The following is a 20869-nucleotide window of genomic DNA, read 5'->3' as shown; positions in this document are numbered from 1 at the left end:
GTCAGCCCTCGCGCATGCCGTGCGCGGTGAGGGTGAGCACGCGGTCGGCGCGTGCTGCAGCGGTGCCCGAGTGCGTGACCAGTACGCAGGCGGCGCGGTGCTCGCGCACCTGTTCGACCAGCAGGTCGAGCATCTTCTCGGCTGTGGTGGGGTCGAGGTTGCCGGTGGGCTCGTCGGCCAGGATCAGTGGCGGGTGGTGCATCAGCGCACGTGCCAGCGCCACGCGCTGTAGCTGACCGCCGGAGAGCGTCTGCGGGAGCCGTTCACCCATGCCCGGCAGCCCCACGGCGCGCAGCAGGGCATCCACCCGCTGATCGTCGGCCTGGTCTTGCAGCAGCAGGGGCAGGGCGACGTTGTGCGCCACGCTCAGGTGCGGCAGCACATGAAACGCCTGGAACACGAAGCCGAGTTGCGTGCGCCGCAGTCTCGCTTGCTCGGCCTCCGGCATGTCGGTGACGCAGCGGCCGGCGATGTGCACGGTGCCGGCGTCGACGCTGTCGAGTCCGGCGATGCAGTTGAGCAGCGTCGATTTGCCGACGCCCGACTCGCCGAGGATGGCGACGAACTCGCCCTCCGCCACGTTCAGATCCACACCGCTGAACACCACCGACTCGCCATAGTGCTTGGCGAGGCCGTGCACGCGGAGCAGCTCAGCCAAGCCGCAACTCCGTGGCCAGGCGCACGCCGAGCGCGGTGGCCTTCCCGAGCGCGTCGGGTGCGTCGCAGGCGATGACCTGGCGCTGCGGCATGCTGCGCAGCCAGGTGATCTGCCGCTTGGCGAGCTGCCGGGTGGCGGCGATGCCGCGCTCGGGCAGTGCGGCCATGTCGCCGGTGTCGAGGGCCTCCCAGGCCTGTCGGTATCCCACGCAACGCATCGAAGGCAGGTCGGCGTTCAGGTCGCCGCGCGCGCGCAGGGCCCTCACCTCGTCGACGAAGCCCTGCGCCAGCATCTGCTCGAAGCGCTGCGCGATGCGCTCGTGCAGCCACGCGCGGTCGGCGGGTTCGAGCGAGATCAGTGCGGGGGGCGGCTCGGCCGCGGCTCTCTCGCGCTGGTGGAAGGCGGAGATCGGTTGGCCGCTCACGCGGTAGACCTCCAGCGCGCGCTGGATGCGTTGCTGGTCAGTGGGTTGCAAGCGCGCAGCGGTGATCGCGTCCACGCGCTGCAGTTCGGCGTAGAGCGCGTGCAGGCCTTCGCGCGCCTGCAGCTCGGTGAGTTCGGCGCGAATGTGGGGGGCGGACGCGGGCATCTCGTCGATGCCGTCGAACAGCGCCTTGAAGTACAGCATGGTGCCGCCCACCAGCAAGGGCACATGGCCGCGTGCGGTGATCTCGGCGACGAGCCGGCGCGCATCGCTCACGAAGCGTGCGGCAGAGTAGGCTTCGGTGGGCTCGATGATGTCGATCAGGTGGTGCGGCGCGCGGGCGCGCTCGGCGGCGCTGGGCTTGGCGGTGCCGATGTCCATGCCGCGGTACACGAGCGCCGAGTCGACGCTCACGATCTCCACCGGCCGCGTGGCAAAAAGCGCTTCGGCGAGGGCGAGCGCGGCGGCGGTCTTGCCCGAGGCGGTGGGCCCGGCGAGGCACACGCACTGCAGGGGCGTGCTGCTCATGGCGCGGCGGGCAGGGTGGAGGGCGGCGCCGACGAGCCCGGCCCCGATCGCCCATGCGGGTCGCCGTGCCACTGCACCAGCGTCCACGCGACGAGGCCGACACCGACGCCGAACACACCCACGCCCAGCGTCAGTGGGTAGACCGTGCCGTCGAGGTGCCGCCCCAGCCACCAGGTGACGAACAGGCTGGCCAAGGTCATCGCGAAACCCGAGAGCGACGCCGCCGTGCCAGCTTTCTCCGGGAAGGGGCCGACCGCGCCGGCCTGCCCGCAGGGCTGGTGAATGCCGTGGCCCAGCGCGTACACCCACTGCGGCACCGCGATCGCCCAGACGTTGTGCCAGCCGAAGAGGCTGAACGCCGCCATGCTCGCGCCACCCACCAGCGAGAGCCCGCCGCCCACCGCCACCGCGCCGCGCAGCCCGAGGGCGAGCAGCAGCCGGCGGCACAGGAAGGTGCCGCTCACGTAGGCGACCGAACTGGAGAAGAGGAACGCGCCGTAGGCCAGGCGGGATGTGCCCAGCACCTCGATGAACACGAAGGACGAGCCTGCGAGCGTGAAGAACAGGCCGCCGTAGGTGAGCATCGATAGAGCGACCCACGATTGGAAACAGCGGTCGCGCAGCACGCTCCACCAGTTGCGCAGCATCGGGCGCAGCCGCGTGGCCTCGCGGTTGAGTCGTGGCGCGGTCTCTTCGAAACGCCGCGCCACGTAGACCCACGCCAGCACACCGAAGGCAGCCGGCACGGTCAGGGCCGCGTGCCAATTGATGTGATGGACGGCGAGACCACCCAGCAGCGGGCTCGCCATGGCGATGAACCCCAGCCCGGTGAGCGCGCGCGACATCACCCGCGCGCCGTCGTGCGGCGCGAACAGGTCGCGCACGATCGAACGCCCGCCTGTCACGGCCGCGGCCATGCCGAAGCCCTGCAGCGCTCGGCACATGATCAACAGGCCCATCGTCGGCGCCACGGCGCTCAGCACGCTGGCCAGGGTGTAGATCGACAGACCGACAAGAAGCACCGGCCGTCGGCCGAAGCGGTCGGCCAGCGGGCCGCAGATCAGCTGGCCGATGCCAAAGCACACCATCAACGCTGACAAGGTGGCCTGCGCGGCCGACACGGGCGCCTGCAACTCGCGCGTCAAGGTGGGCAGCGCAGGCAGGTAGAGGTCGGTCGTGACCGGCTGGATGCCCAACAGCAGCGTGAGTACCACCACCACGGTCACCGGGTTCATCGGCGTGGCGCGGCTCATGGGCGGCGCCTTACTTTGCTGCCGGGCAGCTCACGTGTGCCGGCCGCCTTCGTCATGCAGGCCCGGCAGTGAAAGTTGCGCTCGCCGCGCTGCCATGCACCCAGGGTGCGTCGCGTATGGGTGAACTGCCCCGAGCAGCCCACGCACTTGTAGCGCAGGTTCTTGGGCATGGCCGAGGGCTGGAGACCGACGCTGCGTGTGCGGCTGGCGCGGGTGCGCACCCACAGCACGCCCACCAGGAAGGCCGCGGCCGCGATGGCGGCTGCGAACAGAAGCTCTGCGGAAAACGACATGGGCCGATTCTCGGCCTCTTCCGGGGGTTGCTTGAGCCGGCGGTTGCTAGGATCGGTGCCTTTCTCGACGTTTCTCGACCGTGCAGGAGTTGTCCATGTTGTCCCCAAGCCGGCGCCTCGTGGCCGCCTCAGTCGCCGTTTGCATCGCGTTCGCCGGTGTGGCGCGGCCCGCCTTCGCCTCGGGTGGGCTGATCAGCACGGAGGAGCTCGCAGCCAGCATCGATGTGCGAGATGCACACCAAGACCGCACGCGCCTGCTGGCCACGCTCGATCGCGAGGACGTGGCCGCGATGCTGCGCGAACGTGGCGTGAGTGTCGAACAGGCGCGCAGCCGCGTGCGCTCGCTGAGCGACACCGAGGTTCAGCGCCTGGCCGCAGAGATCGACAAGGCACCTGCCGGCGGCAGCGAGCTGATCGGCACGGTGATCCTCGTCGTTGTGGTGCTCGTGTTCTGCGACATCCTCGGCTTCACGAACCTGTTCCCGTTCATCAAGCCGGCGAACTGAACCCGGAGCGCTGCGGTGCGGGCATGGCTGGCCGTCTGTGTCGTCTGGGCTGGCCTGCTGGCCGGCTGTGCCGTGCAGACCGACGCCTTGCGCGGCGACAGTGCGCCGCCTGACTTGCCGCGGCGCGCAGAGTTGAGCGCCACCCCGTTCCACCCGCAGACGGAATACCAGTGCGGCCCGGCCGCGCTGGCCACCGCGCTGGGGGCCGTCGGTATCACGGCGTCCCCTGTGACACTTGCTGAGGAAGTCTTTCTTCCGGCGCGCGAAGGCAGCCTGCAGACCGAGATGCTCGCGGGCGCACGACGCCACGGGGCGGTGGCCACGCAGATCCCCGCCACGCTGGAGTCCGCATTGCGCGAGGTGGCTGCGGGGCATGTGGTCGTGGTGCTGCAGAACCTGAGCCTGAGCTTCTTGCCGGTGTGGCACTACGCCGTGCTGATCGGCTACGACCTCGATCGCGGCGAGGCGGTGCTGCGGTCGGGCGGAAACCAGCGGCACGTCACCGCCCTGCGCACACTCGAGCACACCTGGGCCCGCTCGGGCTTCTGGGCCTTCGTCGCGTTGCCACCGGGGCAGTGGCCCGCGACGGCCCAGGCCGATGCGGTCGTGCAGGCCGCCATGGGCTTCGAGCGCAATGCGGCGCCGCAACGGGCGGTGCGGGTATATGAGAGCGCATTGCAGCGATGGCCCGATCAGTTGATCCTGGCCATGGGGCTCGGCAACTCGGCCTACGCGGCAGGCGACAAGCGGCGTGCGGCCGATGTATTCCGGGCAGCGGCCGAGACGCATGGCAGCGGGGCTGCCTGGGTCAACCTCGCGCAGGTGCTGGCCGACCTCGGGGAGCGCGACGCAGCGCTCGATGCGGCAAGGCATGCGCTGGGTGACCCGGTCTGGGGTGCGCGGGCGCAATCTCTTCAGACGACCCTGGCGCCGCGCTGAGCAGGGTGCACGCGCAAGGCGCATTCGCCCGGCCGCCATGGTGGTTTGGTTGGTGCCCCGCGCTCCATCGCCCGTGATGACGCCCGTGTGACGGTGGCGTGTCACCTGGCCTTCCACGTGCGGCATGCACGAAGTTGCATCGGCCGCACGGTGCACGCGTGTCGGGAGGCACGCAACGCCATTGGTGCGTGCCAGCATCCCGGGTTGTCCTTCGAAAGCCGCTCTCGCAGACTTTTCACCATGCCCCTCGAACCGAGCACGATCTGCCAATCGCAACCCAAGCATCGACCACCGCGCCACCTTCACCCATGCCAGCACGACCCGCAGCGGCGTTGCTTGCTCGGTGTCGCAGCGAGTGTCGCGAGCATGGCGTTCCCGGCAATCTCGCTCGCGCAGCCTGCGAAGGCGAGCGGCCGCGAGCTTCGTGTCACGCAGCTCATCGATACCTCCGCCGACCAGCAGGAGCTGTCGCGCGACTACTCCACCGGCGTGCGCCTGGCCCTCGCCGAGCTGGAGAAGGCGGGCACACGCGTGCCACGCCTCACGACCGTGGAGTCCGACGGAAGCGACGCATCCGTCGAACGGGCCCTGCGGGCCGTGGCCGGCGATGCCAGCCGATTGGCGCTCGTGGGAACAGTGGGCGAGCGCCTTTCACTCACGGCCATGAGCGTGGCGAAGAAGATCGGGCTGGAGATCGCGCACATCGGCCCCTGGATGGCGGACACACGCTACGACGCCGACGAGTCCGTGGTGCCGCTGTTCGCCTCGCGCGAGACGCAGATCGGCAAGGCGCTGGCCAGTCTGGCGGGCATCGGCGTGACGGAGGTCGGGCTCGTCTATGCGGACGGCCGCACGGCCCGCGCGTTGCACGACGGCGTGGCAGCCATCGCCCAGCGCACGCGTTTGCGCGCGCAGCGCTATGCGGTACCGGCTGGCCAGGATGCCGGCGCGTTCGCCCAGGCGTTGCCGGTGACCACTCCTGCGATCCTGCTGTTCTTCGGCGGTTCGATCGAACTCGCCTTGTTCACCCAGGGCCTGGCCGCGCGCGGGATGATGCGATATGTCGTCTGCCTGGCCGACATCGACATTGCCACGCTGGCGCAGTTGGGGCCGGGGAAAGGCGTGCCGCTTATCCTCACGCAGGTCGTACCCAACCCGCAATCGGACACACAGCCGATCGTGCGTGCCTATCGTCAAAGCCTGCGCAGGTTCATGGATGAAGCGCCGTCGCCAGTGAACCTCGCGGGCTACCTGGCAGGGCGGTTCGCGGCGCACGCCCTGTCACGCGTCGATGGCTCGTCGAACCGGGCCGCTGTTCTGGCCGCATTGCGCCGCAGGCCGCCGCTCGACCTCGACGGCTGGCGATTCGACTTCGCGCGTTCGCCGCGTGGCAGCGAGTTCGTCGCGCAGACCATGCTGCGCGGCGACGGCAAACTGCTGGGCTGAATGCTCGCCGGTCTCAACCCACCAGGCGGCCGTAGCGGTCGAGCGCGACGAGTTCGACGTACTTCGAGCCCTGCGTGCTGCCGGGCGTGAACTGCACCGTGTAGCCGCCGAGGTCGGCGCGCAGCGTGCTGAGCGTGTCCTTCAGGCTGCGCTTGTTGACCGAGCCGATGCGCATGGCATTGCGTGCGGCCTCGATGGCGATGCGCCCGCCGATGTAGCCCTCCAGCGTGGTGACGGTGAGCTTGGCGGGCGTGGCCATAGCCATCAAGTCTTGGCGGCAGCGACTCACGACCGGCAATGCGATTGCGCTCGGGCGCGGCACCACCACGCTCAGGATGGCGCTCTGCTTGCGCTCGGCCAGCGTGTCGATCAGGTCCTGGCCTGCCATCGACGAGGCGTAGTACAGGCCGCGGTACTTGGCGTTGGTCATGTGGTCGATGACGGCACTCACCGGGTCGGCGGTCGCCACGAACAGCACGCAATCGAGATTGGCCGCCATCAGCTTGTCCGAGGCGTCCTGGTAGGCGGCCGGAGTGTGGTCCAGCGCGATCACTTCCTTGGGCGTGATGCCCGCAGCGGCCAGCGCGCTCATCATGGCGGCGAGGTTCGTCGCACTGGTGTCCTTCTGCGAGACCAGCCCCACGCGCAGCAGGCCGCGTTCCTTCACGTAGGCCACCATGCGCTTGAACTCGAGGTCGTAGCCTGCGCGCACGTGGAAGGCGGCTGCCGCCTTGTCGCTGCGCAGGCCCATGCTGCCGCTGGCCGGGCCGAGCAGTGGCATGTCAGCGGCGTCGATGGCGCTCATCGACGCCTCTGCGCCCGCGCCGCTGGTCAGGCCGATGAGGGCGGTGACGTTCGAGCCTAGCAAGGTGTTCACGTTCTGGGCACAGCGCGCCGCGGAGCCGGCGTCGTCGAGCGTGACGAGTTCGAAGCGGTAGCCGCGGCCGCCGTCGGCCTTGGAGGCGGCATCGAATGCGGCCACGATGCCGGCGCGGATGGCGTTGCCGCGATCGGCGAACTCACCGGTCATAGCGGCCGACTGGCCAAACTTGATGACGTTGGGTTGCGCCCGGACGATCCCTGGAAAGCCTGCAACCATGCCGCCCGCCAAGCCGCCGAACACCAGACTTCTGCGCTTCATCACGATCTGCTCCCGTTTCCCTGAAGCGACCATTAGCCACTCGAATGGGGGGTCACCTCGTGACTGTTTGTTGCAAGGCGATGGGGGCGTTAGGGGGGATTCAATCCCTAATTCAGGGGGGAAAGAGGCTCCGGGTTAACCCCGTTCGACTCGGTTACGAGCAGATACGAATCGATGGACGGGCGTGCCTTTTTGCATTCTGTGGGCTGGAACGCACCGCGTTTTCTGCGCGCCAAGCGGCGCGGCGGACGCTCTCAGAGCACCCAGGCCACCGCCATGGCACAGCCTTCGGCTTCGGGCAGCGACTCCACATGAACCCGCACCTCGCCAGCCGGTGTCGGAATGGCCAGGCTGCGTGGCGCCGGGCTGGCGCCGGTCTCGAAGCAATCGGGCGCGATCGAGAAGCCGCTGCCCACCGCCTTGAGGCAGGCCTCCTTGCGCGTCCAGATGCGCATGAAGACGAGGTCGCGCTGCTCCGGGGGCACCGCCAGCAGCTCTTCGCACTCGCCGGGCGTGAAGTTGCGCCGGGCGATGGCCAGGCCGTCGGCCATGGGGCGCATCACCTCGATGTCGACACCGATCTCGCCGGCCGGCGCTGCGCCGATCAGGGCCACGTCGTCACTGTGGCTCAGGTTGAAGGCGCAGGCCCCGGAACGCAGTGCGGGCTTGCCATGCGCGCCAGTGACGAAGCATTGCGCTGCCGCGGGCTCGCCGCAGAACTCCTCGATCGCCTCGCGCAGCGCCACATGCGAGGTGAGGTGGCGGCGGCGCAGGTGGTCGAAGCGGAAACGCTCCCCGCGGTCGCGTTCATCCTGCGAGAGCATGGCCACGGCCTGATCGGTAGGCCAGGTGTCGAGCGACAGCTTCCAGAGCCGAAACGGATGCGGCGCGGCCAGCTCGATGCGGCTCATGGCGCCGTGGGGGCGCGCTCGGCAAAATGTTCGTCGCCGCGCAGGTAGCGCCACTGGCCGGGCGGCAGGTCGCCCAGCATCACCAGGCCGATGCGCACGCGCTTGAGGCCCAGCACCTTCAGGCCGACGAGTTCGCACATGCGGCGGATCTGCCGCTTCTTGCCCTCGCGCAACACAAAACGAAGCTGGTCGGCGTTCACCCATTCCACGAGCGCCGGGCGCAGTTCCTCGCCGTCGAGCGAGAGGCCGTGGTTGAGCAGCGCGAGCTTATCCTCGGGCAGTGGCTGGCCGTCGAGCGGTTCGACGCGCACCAGGTACTCCTTCTCGACCTCGCTGTCCTCGCCGATGAGTTGCTTGGCGATGCGGCCATCCTGCGTGAGCACGAGCAGGCCCACGGAGTCGATGTCGAGCCGGCCCGCGGGCGCCAACCCACGCAGGTGGCTGTGCAGGTAGCGGATGCCCGAGCGGTCTTCTCGCCACTGGTTCTGTGGCGTGACGAGAACGTAGGCCGGCTCGTAGCCGTCTTCGGCCTGCCCGCTCACATAGCCCACCGGCTTGTTGATGAGCACGGTGACCTTCAGCGCCTGCGCGTCGCGCGCCTTGGCCTCGATGCTGATGAGCTGCCCGGGCATCACGCGCGAGCCCAGCTCGGTGACCACCTTGCCGTCGACCCGCACCCAGCCTTTGGGGATCCATTCGTCGGCCTCGCGGCGCGAAGCGATACCCAGCTCGCTCATGCGCTTGGACAGGCGCATGCTGCCCGGCTGCTCGGGGCGATGCGGCGTGTCGAAATCATCGTCGTCATCGTCTCGCGAAGGCCGCATGGGCTGCCGTTGCCGGGGGGGCTGCGGGCGGGCCATGTCGGGCTGGCCGTGGCGGGCAGGGGGGCGTGCGGGCGGGCGCGGCGACGTGCGGTCCGCGGATCGATCATGGAAGCGACCAGAGGAGCGATCAGAAGCGCGATCAGGGAAGCGATCAGGGAAGCGCTCGGAAGGGGCGCGGTCGGGCGCGGCACGGTCGAAGGGGCGATGAGCGCCCCGATCGGCGCTCCGGTCAGTGTTGCGGTCAGTGTTTCGATCGGCCGGCCGCCCGTACTGTCGCGCGGGCTGCGCAGGCGATGAGCGCGGGCCGCCGAAGGCCGTGTTGGTGCCCGGGCGTGGCGCAGCGCCACGCATCGATCGCTCGTCGGCCGGTGCGCGACGCTGATCGGGGGCGCCGTGATCGTGCCCGCCGCGGTGCTCCGGCGCCGGCCGGCGTGTGTTGCGCTCGGGCCGGGGCGCATCGCGACGCGTGTCCTGCTGCTGGGGGTCGCGACGCGGCGCGCGGCGTGCGTCGCGCTGCGGTTCGGGTTCGCCGCGGCGCGTGAAGCCAGCCGGCGGCTTGTCGCCGAAGCGCTGGCGCAGTTGCTCCTGGTAGCGCGCCTCACGCTCGGCGCGTTCGGCCTGGGCCGAGGCGAGCGTGGGCCGCTTCTTCACCCCCGTGCCGGCGCCGCGCACCGGCGCGCGGTCGGCCTTGTCGGGGGCTTGCTTGGGGCCGGCGGGCTTCTTGAGTTTCAGCGTGGCCATGGTGTCGTCCGAGTTGCGACACCGATTGGAACATGCACAGGGGCCGCGCACGGCCTCCAACACGCGCTACGCGGGCAATCCGAACAGCTCCTGCAAGGCTTGTCGGTAGGGCGCATGACCCTTGGCGTGGGTGTCGTGGTGCGAACCGCCTGGCACGAGCACGAAGCGCTTGGGTGCTGTCGCGCCTTCACACAGGGCCTGGCCGAGCGCGGGCGGGATGAGCCGGTCTTCGTCGCCATGGACCACCAGCACCGGTGCCCGAACCCGCGCGATCTTGCGCACCGCCTCGAATCGTTGCGTGATTCGCCGCAACACCGGCGGCCAGCCCCAGTTGAAGTGCTGCACCACGTCGGCCAGCGAGGTGAAGCTGCTGTCGACGATGAGCCCCGCTGCGTCGGCCACGTCGGCCGCGAGGTCGATGGCGATCGCGCCGCCCAACGAGTGGCCGAAGATGTAGCGCGGCCTGTTCGGCTGGTGCTCCGCGAGCCAGCGCCAGGCGGCGTGGGCGTCTTCACAGGCGGTGGACTCGGATGGCAGCTCGCGGCCGCTTTGGCCGAATCCGCGGTAGTCGATGGCGAGGACGCCGAAACCGAGCGCCTGTAGGTGGTCGATGCGCGCGGCGCTGTCGTGCAGGTCGGAGCGCGAGCCGTGCAGAAAGAGCAGCGCCGGTGCGTCTGGGTTGCGGTGTGCGTGCCACTCGCCGTGCAGCACGGCCTCGCCTTGCGTGCACGCCGAGTGAAAGCGGATCCACACCGAGCCGATGTCGTCGCCACGCCGCAGCGAGCGCTTGTGCTGGCTCGGCCGCGATCCCTTCGGCCCGAAGATGAGCTTGCACTCCAGCGCATCGAGCCAGCGTTTCGGGGTGGGTGCATGGGGCCGCGTGAACATGGCGCCATATTCCGCGTGTGCGTGGGCCTCGCACATCCCCGATTCATGCTAGCCAGAGCAGGGGTTCAGGCCGCTCTTTCGTGACGAAAGGCACATGCGGCGCGCCTCGCATGGCACTCAGCCGCGCGGGTGGTGCTGCGCATGCAGCGACTTCAGTCGCTCACGTGCCACGTGGGTGTAGATCGTGGTGGTGGAGATGTCGGCATGGCCGAGCAGCATCTGCACCGCGCGCAGGTCGGCGCCGTGGTTGAGCAGGTGCGTGGCAAAGGCGTGGCGCAGCGTGTGCGGCGAGAGTGGCACGTTCACGCCGCCGTGAAGCGCGTGCTTCTTGACGATCTGCCAGAACATCTGGCGCGTCATCGGCCCACCGCGCCCCGTCACGAACAGGGCATCGCTCGCCTGGCCATGCAGGATCGTGGCGCGCGCTTCGGCGAGGTAGCGCGTGAGCCAGGCATGCGCCTCTTCACCGAAGGGGACCAGCCGTTCCTTCGCGCCCTTGCCGGTGGCGCGCAAAACGCCTTCGGCCAGACTCAGGTGCACGCTCTTCAGCCCGACGAGTTCGCTCACGCGCAGGCCGCTTGCGTACATCAACTCGAGCATGGTCCGGTCGCGCAGCCCGAGTGGGGTGTCGGCGTCGGGCGCGCCCAAGAGCGATTCGACCTGAGCCTCGCTCAGTGTCTTGGGTACGCGCAGCGGCTGCTTGGCGCTGAGCAGCTTGAGCGTCGGGTCGCTACCCACCAGGTGCTCCCGCAGTGCCCAGCGGAAGTAGCGCTTGAAGACTGTCAGCCGCCGGTTGGCGCTGGTGGGTTTGGTGCTCGCATGCTGCACGATGGCGTGTTCGCGCAGGTCGGTCTCGGTGCTGTCGTTCAACGACTTGGCCGCCGACTGGGCGAGCCACTGCGCGTAGAGCGTGAGGTCTCGGCGGTAGGCGGCCAGCGTGTTGGGCGAGAGCCCGTCTTCGATCCACAGCGCGTCGACGAATCGGTCGATGGACTGCTGGCTGCTTGTCAGATGAGGCTCGCGCATGTCTGCATGATCGCAGCCAACGCCGAACCGGCGCGAGCGTTGGCAGCAAAGCGACCTATCAAACAACGCCCTCGGAGCCAGGAGCGCAGCGACTGGGCGGTGGTCATCCTCAATCGAGCTGCAGTTTCTGTTGCGCGACGACCCTCTTGTACACCTCGAACTCGGCCTTGATCTGCTCGCCGAACTGCGCCGGCGTGTTGGCCACGATCAGCGAGCCGGTGTCTTCGATGCGCTTCTTGACGGCCGGGTCCTCGACGGTCTTCTTGACGGCTCCGTGGACCTTCTCGACCACTTCCTTCGACAAGCCCTTGGGCCCGTAGATGCCGTAGTAGGCCATGCGGTTGACCGGCTCGTAGCCCACTTCCTTGAAGGTGGGCACGTTGGGCAGCACAGCAAGTCGGCTTGGCGCGGCCACGACGATAGCGATCAGCCGGCCGTCCTTGATGAAGGGCAGGGCCGAAGGCAGGTTGTCGAAGATCATCGGCACCTGGCCGGCCACGGTGTCGGTGAGTGCGGGGCCGGCACCGCGGTAGGGAATGTGGGTCACGAAGGTCTGCGTGAGGTTCTTGAACAGCTCCATCTGCAGGTGTCCGATGCCGCCGGTGCCCGAGCTGCTGAAAGAGTACTTGCCCGGGTTCTTCTTCAGTTCGGCGAGAAAGCCCTTGAAGTCGCGCGCCGGGAAGCTCGGGTGCACCGCGATCACGTTCGGCGTGGCCGCCACGTTGATGATGGGCGTGAAGTCCGTCAGCGGGTTGTACGGGATCTTCGGGTTGATTGCCGGGTTGGCCGCCGTGGTCGACACCGTGGCCATGCCGAGCGAGTAGCCATCGGGGGCCGATTTGGCCGTTTCATTCGCTCCTATCGAGCCGCCACCGCCGGCCTTGTTCTCCACCACCATGGTCTGCCCGAGCGGGCCGCCGATCTTCTCGGCCACCACGCGGGCGACGATGTCGGTGGTGCCTCCTGGAGCGAACGGGACCACCAGTCGCACGGGTTTGCCGGGGTAGGCCTGAGCCCAAACCACCGGGGTGGCCATAGACAAGGCGAGTGCGGCCACAGCGAGCGGTCTGCGATGCATGCGATCTCCTTACGGGCAGATGAATGAGGCTTGCATGCTGCACGCCGCAGGGTGCGTGGGTGCTGTGGAAACTACGCAGCACGCCCGCTGGCACACTGCTGCGATGTCGAACAGCCTCTTGCTGCTGCCGGATTTCTTGCTGATCGCCTGTGGCTACCTGCTGTGCCGCTACACCGCGCTCGGCCGGCCGGTGTGGGAAGGTGCGGAGCGGCTGGTGTACTACCTGCTGTTCCCGGTGCTGCTGTTCAACTCGATCGTCAAGACGCCGCTGCAGCCTGCGCAGACCTTCGACCTGGCCGTGGCGGGCGTATCGGTGATGCTGTGCGGCATCGTGCTGGCCCTGTCGCTCAAGTATTGGCCGGGCGTCGATGCACGACTGCATGCCTCGGGCGCGCAGGTCGCCTTTCGCTTCAACTCGTACATCGCGCTTGCGCTGGCGGAGCGCCTCGGTGGCGCCCAGGGCGTGGCCTGGATGGCGTTGGTGATCGCCCTGTGCGTGCCGCTGGCCAATGTGGCGGCGGTGTGGTCGCTTGCGCGGCACGGCGGCCACAACTACCTGCGCGAGATAGCGCGCAACCCGCTCATCATCAGCACGGTGGCAGGCCTGGCCGCCAATGCGGCCGGTGTCAGCTTCCCGGAGGCGGTGTCCACGGCCTTGCAACGCATCGGCGTGGCGGCCCTGCCCATCGGCCTGATGGCGGTAGGCGCCGGCTTGCGCATCGGCGGTCTGAACAAGGGGCCCTGGCTTGCCGCCACGCTGCTCTCGATCCGCCATGTGGTGCTGCCGGCCTTCGGTCTCGCGATCACGCTGCTGCTGGCGCTGCCGCCCGAGCAACGGCACATCGCGGTGCTGTTTGCCGCCATGCCCACGGCGTCGAGCGCCTTCGTGCTCGCGGCGCGCATGGGGGGCGACGGGCCCTACGTGGCGGCGCTCGTGACGGTGTCGACCCTGATCGGCATGCTGAGCATCCCGATCTGGCTGTCGTTCATCTAGGCGCTTGCGCCAGGGCCCAGTCGATGTGCTCGCGAAGCAGGTCACTCGCGCCTTCGCGGGCGCCCTTCAGCGCCGAGCTGATCTCGGCATCTGGCGCAGCTCGCAAGGCATTGCCAAGCGCGACAGCGATGTTGCGCTGCCAGCGGGCGTGCCCGATGCGCCGGATCGCGCTGCCTTCGGTGTGGCGCAGGAAGTCGGCCTCGCTCCAGGCCCAGAGCTGCAGCAGGCTGCGGTGCGTGAGCGCCGAGCGCGTGTCGAAGTCGGGCAGCTCGTTGCGTTGCGCGTACTTGTTCCAGGGGCAGATGAGCTGGCAGTCATCGCAGCCATAGATGCGGTTGCCGATCAGGGGGCGCAGGTCTTCGGGGATCGGGCCGTCGTGCTCGATCGTGAGGTACGAGATGCAGCGCCGCGCGTCGAGTCGGTAAGGCGCCACGATGGCCTGTGTGGGGCACACATCGATGCAGGCGCTGCAGCTGCCGCAGTGCGGCGACACCGGCTCTGAGAGCGGCAGCGCCACGTCGACGTAGATCTCGCCGAGGAAGAACATCGAGCCCGCCTCGCGATGCAACGTGAGCGTGTGCTTGCCGCGCCAGCCGATCCCGCTGCGCGATGCGAGCTCGACCTCAAGTACCGGTGCCGAATCGGTGAACACCCGGTGTCCGAAGGGGCCGATCGCCTCGGTCAGGCGGTCTGCGAGCCTTTGCAGGCGCGAGCGCAGCACCTTGTGGTAGTCGCGGCCCCGCGCGTACATCGACACGTAGGCCTGTCTGGGTTGTTCGATCTCTGCCCACTCGATGGCCTGCCACTCACTGGGCGCATCGCCCTGCAGTGCCGCGCGCGGCAGGTAGTCCATGCGTGCGGTGAGCACGCGCACGGTGCCAGGCACCAGGTCCGCAGGGCGCGCGCGCCTCACGCCGTGGGTGGCCATGTAGGCCATGTCACCGTGAAATCCGTGTTGCAGCCACGCCAGCAGCCCGTCTTCTGCCGATGACAGGTCGACATCGGCCACACCGATCTGGGAAAATCCGAGCGCTGCCGCCCACTCGCGCAATTGCGTGAGCAGGTGTTCTCCATCCAATACGCGAGCGCCCGTCATTTGTCGTCGATTCTAGGAACCCGTAGCGTGCACTGGGCTGATGAAGCCGCCTGCGATGCCACCGCGCATACGCTGGCGCAGCGTCCGGCGCTCCGCGAGGCGTTCATCGAGCTGCACGGCACGCTCGGGGCAGGCAAGACCACCTTTGTGCGCCACCTGCTGCACGCGCTCGGTGTGCAAGGGCGCATCAAGAGCCCGACCTACGCGGTGATGGAGTCGTACGAGCTTGCGGGCGGCCCGATCTGGCATTTCGACTTCTATCGCTTCAAGGACCCGCAGGAGTTCGAAGACGCCGGCTTTCGCGATGTCTTCGCGAGCCCCGGCCTCAAATTGGCCGAATGGCCCGAACAGGCTGCCGGCCTTTTGCCGCAGGCCGATCTGCGGATGGAACTCATTGCGCTGGATGGAGACGAACGCCGCGTGACCTTTGATGCCCTGACCCCCCGCGGACTGGAGTTGCTGCCTTGAGGCGCCGCGAATTGCTGCGTGGCGCGGGCAGTGTGGTGCTGCTGCTCGGTGCACACCAGATCGCCTTCGGCGCGAGCATCCTGGCCGTGCGTGTGTGGCCCGCCGAAGACTACACCCGCGTGACGCTCGAGTCCGACAAGGCACTCACCTTGCGTCACTTCATGGCCGAGAACCCGAGCCGCCTGGTGATCGACATCGACGGCCTGGAGCTGAGCCCCGAGCTGCGCGAGATCGTCGGCAAGGTACGTTCCGACGACCCGTACATCGCCGGCGTTCGGGTGGGCCAGAACCAGCCGCGCGTGGTGCGTCTGGTGATCGATCTCAAGCAGGCGACGGCGCCGCAACTCTTCACGCTCGAACCGGTGGCCGCCTACCAGCATCGGGCGGTGTTCGACCTCAAGCCTACGCACGAACGTGACCCGCTGCTGGCGCTGATTCAGGAGAAGCACCAGGCCGAGCAGCGTGCCGCCGAAGCGGTACAAGACGCACTGGGCGATCTCATCGAGAAGATGAACAAGCCCGTGGGCCCCGCGCCCGCGGCTCCTCCAACGCCCCCTGTGGTGGTGTCGGCCCCGCCGCCGCCGATCAGCCAGGCGCGCATCGACCGGCTCATCATCGTGGCGCTCGACCCCGGCCACGGCGGCGAAGACCCCGGCGCGATCGGCCCCTCGGGCCTGCGCGAGAAAGATGTGGTCCTGGCCATCGCGCTGAAGCTGCGCGACAAGATCGACGCCGTGCCCGGCATGCGCGCGATGCTGACGCGCGATCGTGATTTCTTCGTGCCGCTGCACGACCGCGTGCACAAGGCGCGGCGCGTGCAGGCGGATCTGTTCGTCTCCATCCATGCCGATGCCTTCTTCAAGCCGCAGGCACGCGGGGCGTCGGTCTTTGCCTTGTCGGATCGGGGCGCGAGCAGTTCGGCCGCTCGATGGATGGCCAACAAGGAGAACGCGGCCGACGTGGTGGGCGGCGTCAACTTCAAGGCCAAGGACTCCACCGTCCTGCGCACCATGCTCGACATGAGCACTACCGCGCAGATCAAGGACAGCCTCAAGCTTGGCAGCGAAGTGCTGGGGCAGATCGGCAGAGTGGGCAAGCTGCACAAGGCCGCGGTGGAGCAGGCCGGGTTTGCGGTGCTCAAGGCGCCCGATGTGCCGTCGATCCTGGTGGAGACGGCCTTCATCTCCAATCCCGACGAAGAGGCCAAGCTGCGCAGCGACGCTTACCAGGACCGCCTGGTAGACGCGCTCGCCACGGGCATCAAGCGCTACTTCGCCAAGAACCCGCCGCTGGCGCGCAACCGCCAGCTTTGACGCTGCCTCACGAGGCGGCAGTGGCCGCCTTGCGGCGTGCCTTCCAGGCACCGAAGATCACGATGACACCCGGGATGAGGATGGCGCCCCAGATGATCTTGTCGAGGTTCTCCTTCACCCACGGAATGTTGCCGAACAGGTAGCCCGCCAGCGTCACGCCACAGACCCAGATCGTGGCCCCCACGATGTTGAACAAGGTGAAGCGGCTTCGGGTCATCTCGGCCACGCCCGCCACGAACGGGACAAAGGTGCGCAGGAAAGGGAAGAAGCGCGCCAGGATGATGGTGATGCCGCCGTGCTTCTCGTAGAACGCGTGGGCCTGGTTGAATGCCTGCTTGTTGAAGAAGCGGCTGTTCTCCCACTGGAACACCTTGGGTCCGAAGTAGCGCCCGATGCTGTAGTTGCACTGGTCTCCGAGGATCGCCGCCACCACGAGCAGCCCGATCGCAATCGGCAGGTTCATCAACCCGGCACCGCACAGCGCTCCCACGACGAAGAGCAGCGAGTCTCCCGGCAGGAACGGCATCACGACCACGCCGGTCTCGACGAAGATGACCAGGAAGAGCAGGGCGTACACCCACATGCCGTAGGTCGCCACGAAGTTGGCGAGATGCACGTCGATGTGCAGGATGAAATCGATCAGGAAGGCGAGGATGTCCATGCGTCGGCATTATCAGGGTGGCTTCATACAATGCCCCGATGAATGCCGTGCCCGAGCCCCGATCCCGTCGGCCGATCCGTGAGTTGCCCGATGAACTGATCAGCCAGATCGCGGCCGGCGAGGTGGTCGAACGCCCCGCTTCAGTGGTGCGCGAGCTGGTTGACAACGCACTCGATGCCGGTGCGAGCGAGGTGGTCATCAAGCTGATGGCCGGCGGCGTGCGCAGCATCGTGGTGGAAGACGATGGCGCAGGCATCCCGTCCCACGAGCTGCCGCTCGCGCTGCGACGCCACGCTACGAGCAAGATCGCGTCGCTGAATGAGCTGGAGAGCGTCGCCACGATGGGCTTTCGCGGGGAGGCCTTGGCGGCCATCGGCTCGGTGGCGGAGTTGAGCATCCTCAGCCGCACCGAAGGCGCGGCGCACGCCCAGCGGATCGACGCGCGCACCGGCGAGATGGTGCCCGCCGCCCGCGGCGTGGGCACGAGCGTCGAAGTGCGCGAACTGTTCTTCAGCACGCCGGCGCGGCGCAAGTTCCTCAAGACCGATGCCACCGAGCTGGCGCACTGCATCGAAGCGGTTCGACGACACGCGCTGGTGCGGCCTGATGTCGGCTTCGGGGTGTGGCACGAGGGCAAGCTGGTGCAGCACTGGCGGCGTTCAACGGCCGCCGATCAGCGGGTGCGTGAGGTGATGGGCGAGGAGTTCGTGGGCGATAGCCGCGAGGTATCGCTCGTTCTCGGACCGATGCGCATCATTGGCCGTGCGGGCACCCCCGCTGCCGCGCGCGCGCGGGCCGATCAGCAGTACGTCTACGTCAACGGGCGCTACGTGCGCGACAAGCTGATCGCGCACGGCGTGCGCTCCGCCTACGAAGACGTGCTGCATGGCGGTCGCCAGCCGGCCTATGTGCTCTTTATTGAGATCGCACCCGAACGGGTCGACGTGAACGTGCACCCGACCAAGATCGAAGTGCGATTTCGCGATTCGCGCGAGGTTCACCAGGCAGTTCGTCGTGCGGTGGAGTCGGGTCTGGCACCGCCGCAGGCGGGCGAGGGGGCTGTACCCCCGATGGCGGCGATGACAGGCAGTGCCTCCATCGCGTCACCACAGGGCGGGCCGGCGATCGACAGGCCCACGGTGGCATGGCCAGCGCAGTCGCAGCGGGCGCTCGGGCTGGAGCAGGTTGCCGTCCTGTACGCGCAGGAGGCTCCGGCCGCGTGGGCGTTCGAGAGCAACGCCACTGCGGCGCCGGCGCCGGTGCCAGTGTCCCAATCCATTCCCGCCGGCGATTGGCCGCTGGGCAGGGCACTCGCCCAGGTCGGCGGTGTTTTCGTGCTGGCAGAGAACGCGCAAGGCCTTGTCGTGGTCGACATGCACGCGGCCCACGAACGCATCGTCTACGAGCGACTGAAGGCGAGCCTCGGTGTGGCTTCGATCGAGTCGCAGCCTTTGCTGATCCCGGCCACCTTCGCGGCGACACCGCATGAGATCGCGACCGCGCAGGCGCAGGCCGACAACCTGCTCACTTTGGGCTTGGACATCTCGGTGCTCTCAGCCACCACGCTGGCCGTGCGATCCCGCCCGGCGGCGTTGGCGGCGGGCGATGTGGTCGAACTGGCTCGCAGCGTGCTCGCGGAGCTATCGCAGTACGACGCGAGCAGCGTCATCCAGCGCGCCCAGCACGAGATCCTCTCGACCATGGCGTGCCACGGCGCCGTTCGGGCGAACCGTCAGCTCACGCTCGACGAGATGAATGCGTTGTTGCGAGACATGGAACGCACCGATCGCGCCGACCAGTGCAACCATGGACGCCCCACCTGGCGGCAAATCACGATGAAAGAGCTCGACGGGCTCTTCTGGCGAGGGCGCTGACGCGCTGATCCACAGCCAAGCGCGATGGACCACAACTTCCTGTCTGCCTTCATCCTGCTGTTGCTGGTGCTCGACCCTTTGGGGAGCTTGCCGATCTTCATCCCGGTGATGCGCCAGGTGCCGCCACAGCGAAGGCGCAGGGTGGCGCTGCGCGAGGTCGGCATCGCGTTCGCGGTGCTGATCGTGTTCATGTTTCTCGGCGACGCCTTTCTGCGCGTGATGCACCTGTCCGAGCGCTCGCTCGAAGTGGCGGGTGGCGTGATCCTGCTGATGGTCGCCATCCGCATGATCTTCAGTCAGGGTGGAACGGTCTACGGTTCGCCCGAGGGCAAGGAGCCACTGATATTCCCGCTGGCCGTACCTTTGCTAGCGGGGCCATCGGCCATGGCCACCGTGCTGCTGCTGGCCTCGCGTCAGCCCGACAAGGTGATGACCTGGGTGGCCGCGCTGAGCTGCGCGCTGGGGGTATCGCTCGCCGTCCTTTTGCTGTGTGAGCGGATACGGCGCTGGGTTGGCGATTCAGTGGTCTCGGCCACCGAGAAGCTCATGGGCCTTGTCTTGACCGCGATCGCGGTCGAGATGATCCTTGCCGGCTTGAAACGCTACTTTCTGGGCTGACGACCCGGAATGAAAAACGGCCGGTCTTTCGACCGGCCGTTTCATGCGCACTGGCTGATCCGGGGAGATCAGAAGTTGTGGCGCAGGCCCGCCGCCAGGTACGACACGTCGCGGGAAGAAGCGCCGTTCATGCCTTCCAGTTCGAGCTTGGAGTAGTAGGTGTAGACCTTGGTGCGCTTGCTGAGGTTGTAGTTGGCGCCGAAGGTGTATTGCTTTTGCTCGGGTTCGTCGAATGCAATGCCGGCACCGTCGAGTTCATCGGCGAAGCCTCCGGCCGCGTGCAGCTCGAACGGGCCGATGTTGTACTGGCCGGACAGGCGATAGATCTTCTTGCTCGCATCGCCGCCTTCGCTCGAGAAGCGTTGGAAGTAGCCTGTGACCGCAAAGGCTGACGCAATGTACGAGCCGCGGATGGCGTATTGCGTGTCCAGAACTTCGTTCTTCTGGTAACCCAGGCCGACGCCGAAGTTGCCGAGCGCCCAGTTGGCGGCGAAGTCGTAAGCGCGGTTCGGCGCCTGGCCTTCGCCCAGAATCACGGCCAGTTCCGCCCAACCGTTGAACATCTCCGGCGTGCGGTACGACACCTTGTTGCCGTAGTAGGAGATGTCCTTGTACAGGGCGTCAGCCGACGTACCCGTACCGTGGTTGATCAGGTCGGTAACGTCCGACGTGGCGAAGTACGACTCACTGGTGTAGTAGCCAGCCTTGAACATACCGAACGCGCCTGCCAGATGGACCGAGCTTTCGCCGGCTCCACCCCAGAAGGCAGCGTTGGTGGCACGGCCGTCGTCGGAGTTGAAACGGTGTTCGAGGGCGAAACCAGCCTTGAGGCCACCGCCCAGATCTTCGACGCCGCGGAAGCCGAGGCGCGAACCGTTATTGCGGAGTTGCCAGATCGTGTCCGACTTGGCGCTGTCGTCTTCCAATTCGACGGAGGTGTTCAAGCGACCCCATGCGGTGATGGAGCTTTGAGCGGAAACCGAGCCTGCTGCGAGGGTAGTCAGGGCGGCCACAGCGAGAAGAGAGCGCTTCATAGAGGTCCTTTTTGGATAAGAAAGGTGTGGGCGGATGGTCTCCGCTGGACGGAACTCTCGGCACATGTGCGATCGCACATGTGCGCGGAACATGAGTTTATGCGCGGGGCTACAGGAAAACCCCTCTTGCCGTTGCTCGCCGGCAACGGTTGGAA

The 20869-nt window shown here is 67.8% G+C and carries 21 protein-coding genes; 8 read left to right on the top strand and 13 right to left on the bottom strand.

Annotation, left to right across the window (positions count from 1 at the left end):
• Position 1: 1 nt before the first annotated feature.
• Genes AC1KAR_RS03380 through AC1KAR_RS03365 form a run of 4 tightly spaced genes read right to left on the bottom strand, consistent with a single transcriptional unit; the run spans position 2 to position 3156 of the window.
• Entirely contained in the window at positions 2 to 649 is a 648-nt protein-coding gene (locus tag AC1KAR_RS03380; RefSeq protein ID WP_480317743.1) for an ABC transporter ATP-binding protein, read from the bottom strand.
• A gap of 1 nt (position 650) precedes the next feature.
• Positions 651 to 1610, bottom strand: coding sequence for a tRNA (adenosine(37)-N6)-dimethylallyltransferase MiaA (miaA, locus tag AC1KAR_RS03375; RefSeq protein WP_480314541.1), 960 nt, complete (start codon positions 1608 to 1610; stop codon positions 651 to 653).
• The gene (locus AC1KAR_RS03370; RefSeq protein ID WP_480314540.1) at positions 1607 to 2863 is read right to left on the bottom strand and encodes a multidrug effflux MFS transporter; all 1257 of its coding nucleotides are present in this window, start codon (positions 2861 to 2863) and stop codon (positions 1607 to 1609) included. The genes miaA and AC1KAR_RS03370 overlap by 4 nt, the downstream gene beginning before the upstream one ends.
• Complete coding sequence (locus AC1KAR_RS03365) at positions 2860 to 3156, bottom strand: hypothetical protein (protein ID WP_480314539.1); 297 nt, start codon at positions 3154 to 3156, stop codon at positions 2860 to 2862. Before AC1KAR_RS03365 ends, AC1KAR_RS03370 begins: the two co-directional genes overlap by 4 nt.
• Before the next feature lie 95 nt (positions 3157 to 3251).
• On the opposite strand from AC1KAR_RS03365, the gene AC1KAR_RS03360 reads away from it, so the two are divergent.
• The 3 genes from AC1KAR_RS03360 to AC1KAR_RS03350 all read left to right on the top strand — a co-directional run bounded on the left by AC1KAR_RS03360 (position 3252) and on the right by AC1KAR_RS03350 (position 6047).
• Complete coding sequence (locus AC1KAR_RS03360; RefSeq protein WP_480314538.1) at positions 3252 to 3662, top strand: PA2779 family protein; 411 nt, start codon at positions 3252 to 3254, stop codon at positions 3660 to 3662.
• A gap of 15 nt (positions 3663 to 3677) precedes the next feature.
• Positions 3678 to 4601 (top strand): PA2778 family cysteine peptidase, encoded by a 924-nt coding sequence (locus AC1KAR_RS03355; RefSeq protein ID WP_480314537.1) that lies wholly within the window; start codon positions 3678 to 3680, stop codon positions 4599 to 4601.
• 366 nt (positions 4602 to 4967) lie between these two features.
• Entirely contained in the window at positions 4968 to 6047 is a 1080-nt protein-coding gene (locus AC1KAR_RS03350) for a type 1 periplasmic-binding domain-containing protein (RefSeq protein WP_480314536.1), read from the top strand.
• Positions 6048 to 6060: 13 nt separating this feature from the next.
• On the opposite strand, the gene AC1KAR_RS03345 is transcribed toward AC1KAR_RS03350, so the two are convergent.
• From AC1KAR_RS03345 to AC1KAR_RS03320, 6 genes are all read right to left on the bottom strand, one after another.
• Positions 6061 to 7188, bottom strand: coding sequence for an ABC transporter substrate-binding protein (locus AC1KAR_RS03345; protein WP_480314535.1), 1128 nt, complete (start codon positions 7186 to 7188; stop codon positions 6061 to 6063).
• A gap of 254 nt (positions 7189 to 7442) precedes the next feature.
• Positions 7443 to 8099, bottom strand: a complete 657-nt coding sequence (locus AC1KAR_RS03340) for a 4'-phosphopantetheinyl transferase family protein (RefSeq protein WP_480314534.1) — start codon at positions 8097 to 8099, stop codon at positions 7443 to 7445.
• On the bottom strand, positions 8096 to 9664 hold the full coding sequence (locus AC1KAR_RS03335) for a pseudouridine synthase (RefSeq protein WP_480314533.1): 1569 nt from the start codon (positions 9662 to 9664) through the stop codon (positions 8096 to 8098). Before AC1KAR_RS03335 ends, AC1KAR_RS03340 begins: the two co-directional genes overlap by 4 nt.
• Positions 9665 to 9730: 66 nt before the next feature.
• Positions 9731 to 10552, bottom strand: a complete 822-nt coding sequence (locus AC1KAR_RS03330) for an alpha/beta hydrolase (RefSeq protein WP_480314532.1) — start codon at positions 10550 to 10552, stop codon at positions 9731 to 9733.
• A 117-nt stretch (positions 10553 to 10669) separates the two neighbouring features.
• A complete protein-coding gene (gene xerD / locus AC1KAR_RS03325; RefSeq protein WP_480314531.1) occupies positions 10670 to 11578 on the bottom strand; it encodes a site-specific tyrosine recombinase XerD in 909 nt (302 codons plus the stop codon).
• 109 nt (positions 11579 to 11687) lie between these two features.
• Positions 11688 to 12656, bottom strand: coding sequence for a tripartite tricarboxylate transporter substrate binding protein BugE (locus AC1KAR_RS03320; protein WP_480314530.1), 969 nt, complete (start codon positions 12654 to 12656; stop codon positions 11688 to 11690).
• Positions 12657 to 12759: 103 nt separating this feature from the next.
• Here AC1KAR_RS03320 and AC1KAR_RS03315 point away from each other — a divergent pair, with 103 nt between their 5' ends.
• A complete protein-coding gene (locus AC1KAR_RS03315; RefSeq protein WP_480314529.1) occupies positions 12760 to 13650 on the top strand; it encodes an AEC family transporter in 891 nt (296 codons plus the stop codon).
• On the opposite strand, the gene queG is transcribed toward AC1KAR_RS03315, so the two are convergent.
• Positions 13643 to 14746, bottom strand: a complete 1104-nt coding sequence (queG, locus tag AC1KAR_RS03310) for a tRNA epoxyqueuosine(34) reductase QueG (protein WP_480314528.1) — start codon at positions 14744 to 14746, stop codon at positions 13643 to 13645. The genes AC1KAR_RS03315 and queG overlap by 8 nt on opposite strands.
• On the opposite strand from queG, the gene tsaE reads away from it, so the two are divergent.
• The gene (gene tsaE, locus AC1KAR_RS03305) at positions 14747 to 15214 is read left to right on the top strand and encodes a tRNA (adenosine(37)-N6)-threonylcarbamoyltransferase complex ATPase subunit type 1 TsaE (protein ID WP_480317741.1); all 468 of its coding nucleotides are present in this window, start codon (positions 14747 to 14749) and stop codon (positions 15212 to 15214) included. It begins immediately after the preceding gene.
• Complete coding sequence (locus AC1KAR_RS03300) at positions 15211 to 16527, top strand: N-acetylmuramoyl-L-alanine amidase (RefSeq protein WP_480314527.1); 1317 nt, start codon at positions 15211 to 15213, stop codon at positions 16525 to 16527. Before tsaE ends, AC1KAR_RS03300 begins: the two co-directional genes overlap by 4 nt.
• Positions 16528 to 16534: 7 nt before the next feature.
• On the opposite strand, the gene AC1KAR_RS03295 is transcribed toward AC1KAR_RS03300, so the two are convergent.
• Positions 16535 to 17188 (bottom strand): DedA family protein, encoded by a 654-nt coding sequence (locus AC1KAR_RS03295; protein ID WP_480314526.1) that lies wholly within the window; start codon positions 17186 to 17188, stop codon positions 16535 to 16537.
• A 38-nt stretch (positions 17189 to 17226) separates the two neighbouring features.
• On the opposite strand from AC1KAR_RS03295, the gene mutL reads away from it, so the two are divergent.
• Complete coding sequence (gene mutL / locus AC1KAR_RS03290; protein ID WP_480314525.1) at positions 17227 to 19062, top strand: DNA mismatch repair endonuclease MutL; 1836 nt, start codon at positions 17227 to 17229, stop codon at positions 19060 to 19062.
• 24 nt (positions 19063 to 19086) lie between these two features.
• On the top strand, positions 19087 to 19680 hold the full coding sequence (locus tag AC1KAR_RS03285; RefSeq protein WP_480314524.1) for a MarC family protein: 594 nt from the start codon (positions 19087 to 19089) through the stop codon (positions 19678 to 19680).
• Positions 19681 to 19748: 68 nt separating this feature from the next.
• Here the strand turns inward: AC1KAR_RS03285 and AC1KAR_RS03280 are convergent, their stop codons facing one another.
• Entirely contained in the window at positions 19749 to 20714 is a 966-nt protein-coding gene (locus AC1KAR_RS03280; protein WP_480314523.1) for a porin, read from the bottom strand.
• Positions 20715 to 20869 lie beyond the last annotated feature (155 nt).

This window comes from Piscinibacter sp. PDB1-1 (assembly GCF_056675995.1).
This window is presented reverse-complemented; position numbering and strand designations above follow the sequence as displayed.

Coding starts and splice junctions, on each gene's coding strand:
- miaA (WP_480314541.1), bottom strand. CDS start 1,610: ATGAGCAGCACGCCCCTGCAGTGCGTGTGCCTCGCCGGGCCCACCGCC.
- AC1KAR_RS03280 (WP_480314523.1), bottom strand. CDS start 20,714: ATGAAGCGCTCTCTTCTCGCTGTGGCCGCCCTGACTACCCTCGCAGCA.
- AC1KAR_RS03360 (WP_480314538.1), top strand. CDS start 3,252: ATGTTGTCCCCAAGCCGGCGCCTCGTGGCCGCCTCAGTCGCCGTTTGC.
- AC1KAR_RS03370 (WP_480314540.1), bottom strand. CDS start 2,863: ATGAGCCGCGCCACGCCGATGAACCCGGTGACCGTGGTGGTGGTACTC.
- AC1KAR_RS03320 (WP_480314530.1), bottom strand. CDS start 12,656: ATGCATCGCAGACCGCTCGCTGTGGCCGCACTCGCCTTGTCTATGGCC.
- AC1KAR_RS03285 (WP_480314524.1), top strand. CDS start 19,087: ATGGACCACAACTTCCTGTCTGCCTTCATCCTGCTGTTGCTGGTGCTC.
- xerD (WP_480314531.1), bottom strand. CDS start 11,578: ATGCGCGAGCCTCATCTGACAAGCAGCCAGCAGTCCATCGACCGATTC.
- AC1KAR_RS03350 (WP_480314536.1), top strand. CDS start 4,968: ATGGCGTTCCCGGCAATCTCGCTCGCGCAGCCTGCGAAGGCGAGCGGC.
- AC1KAR_RS03330 (WP_480314532.1), bottom strand. CDS start 10,552: ATGTTCACGCGGCCCCATGCACCCACCCCGAAACGCTGGCTCGATGCG.
- AC1KAR_RS03365 (WP_480314539.1), bottom strand. CDS start 3,156: ATGTCGTTTTCCGCAGAGCTTCTGTTCGCAGCCGCCATCGCGGCCGCG.
- AC1KAR_RS03345 (WP_480314535.1), bottom strand. CDS start 7,188: ATGAAGCGCAGAAGTCTGGTGTTCGGCGGCTTGGCGGGCGGCATGGTT.
- AC1KAR_RS03340 (WP_480314534.1), bottom strand. CDS start 8,099: ATGAGCCGCATCGAGCTGGCCGCGCCGCATCCGTTTCGGCTCTGGAAG.
- AC1KAR_RS03315 (WP_480314529.1), top strand. CDS start 12,760: ATGTCGAACAGCCTCTTGCTGCTGCCGGATTTCTTGCTGATCGCCTGT.
- AC1KAR_RS03295 (WP_480314526.1), bottom strand. CDS start 17,188: ATGGACATCCTCGCCTTCCTGATCGATTTCATCCTGCACATCGACGTG.
- AC1KAR_RS03335 (WP_480314533.1), bottom strand. CDS start 9,664: ATGGCCACGCTGAAACTCAAGAAGCCCGCCGGCCCCAAGCAAGCCCCC.
- mutL (WP_480314525.1), top strand. CDS start 17,227: ATGAATGCCGTGCCCGAGCCCCGATCCCGTCGGCCGATCCGTGAGTTG.
- queG (WP_480314528.1), bottom strand. CDS start 14,746: ATGACGGGCGCTCGCGTATTGGATGGAGAACACCTGCTCACGCAATTG.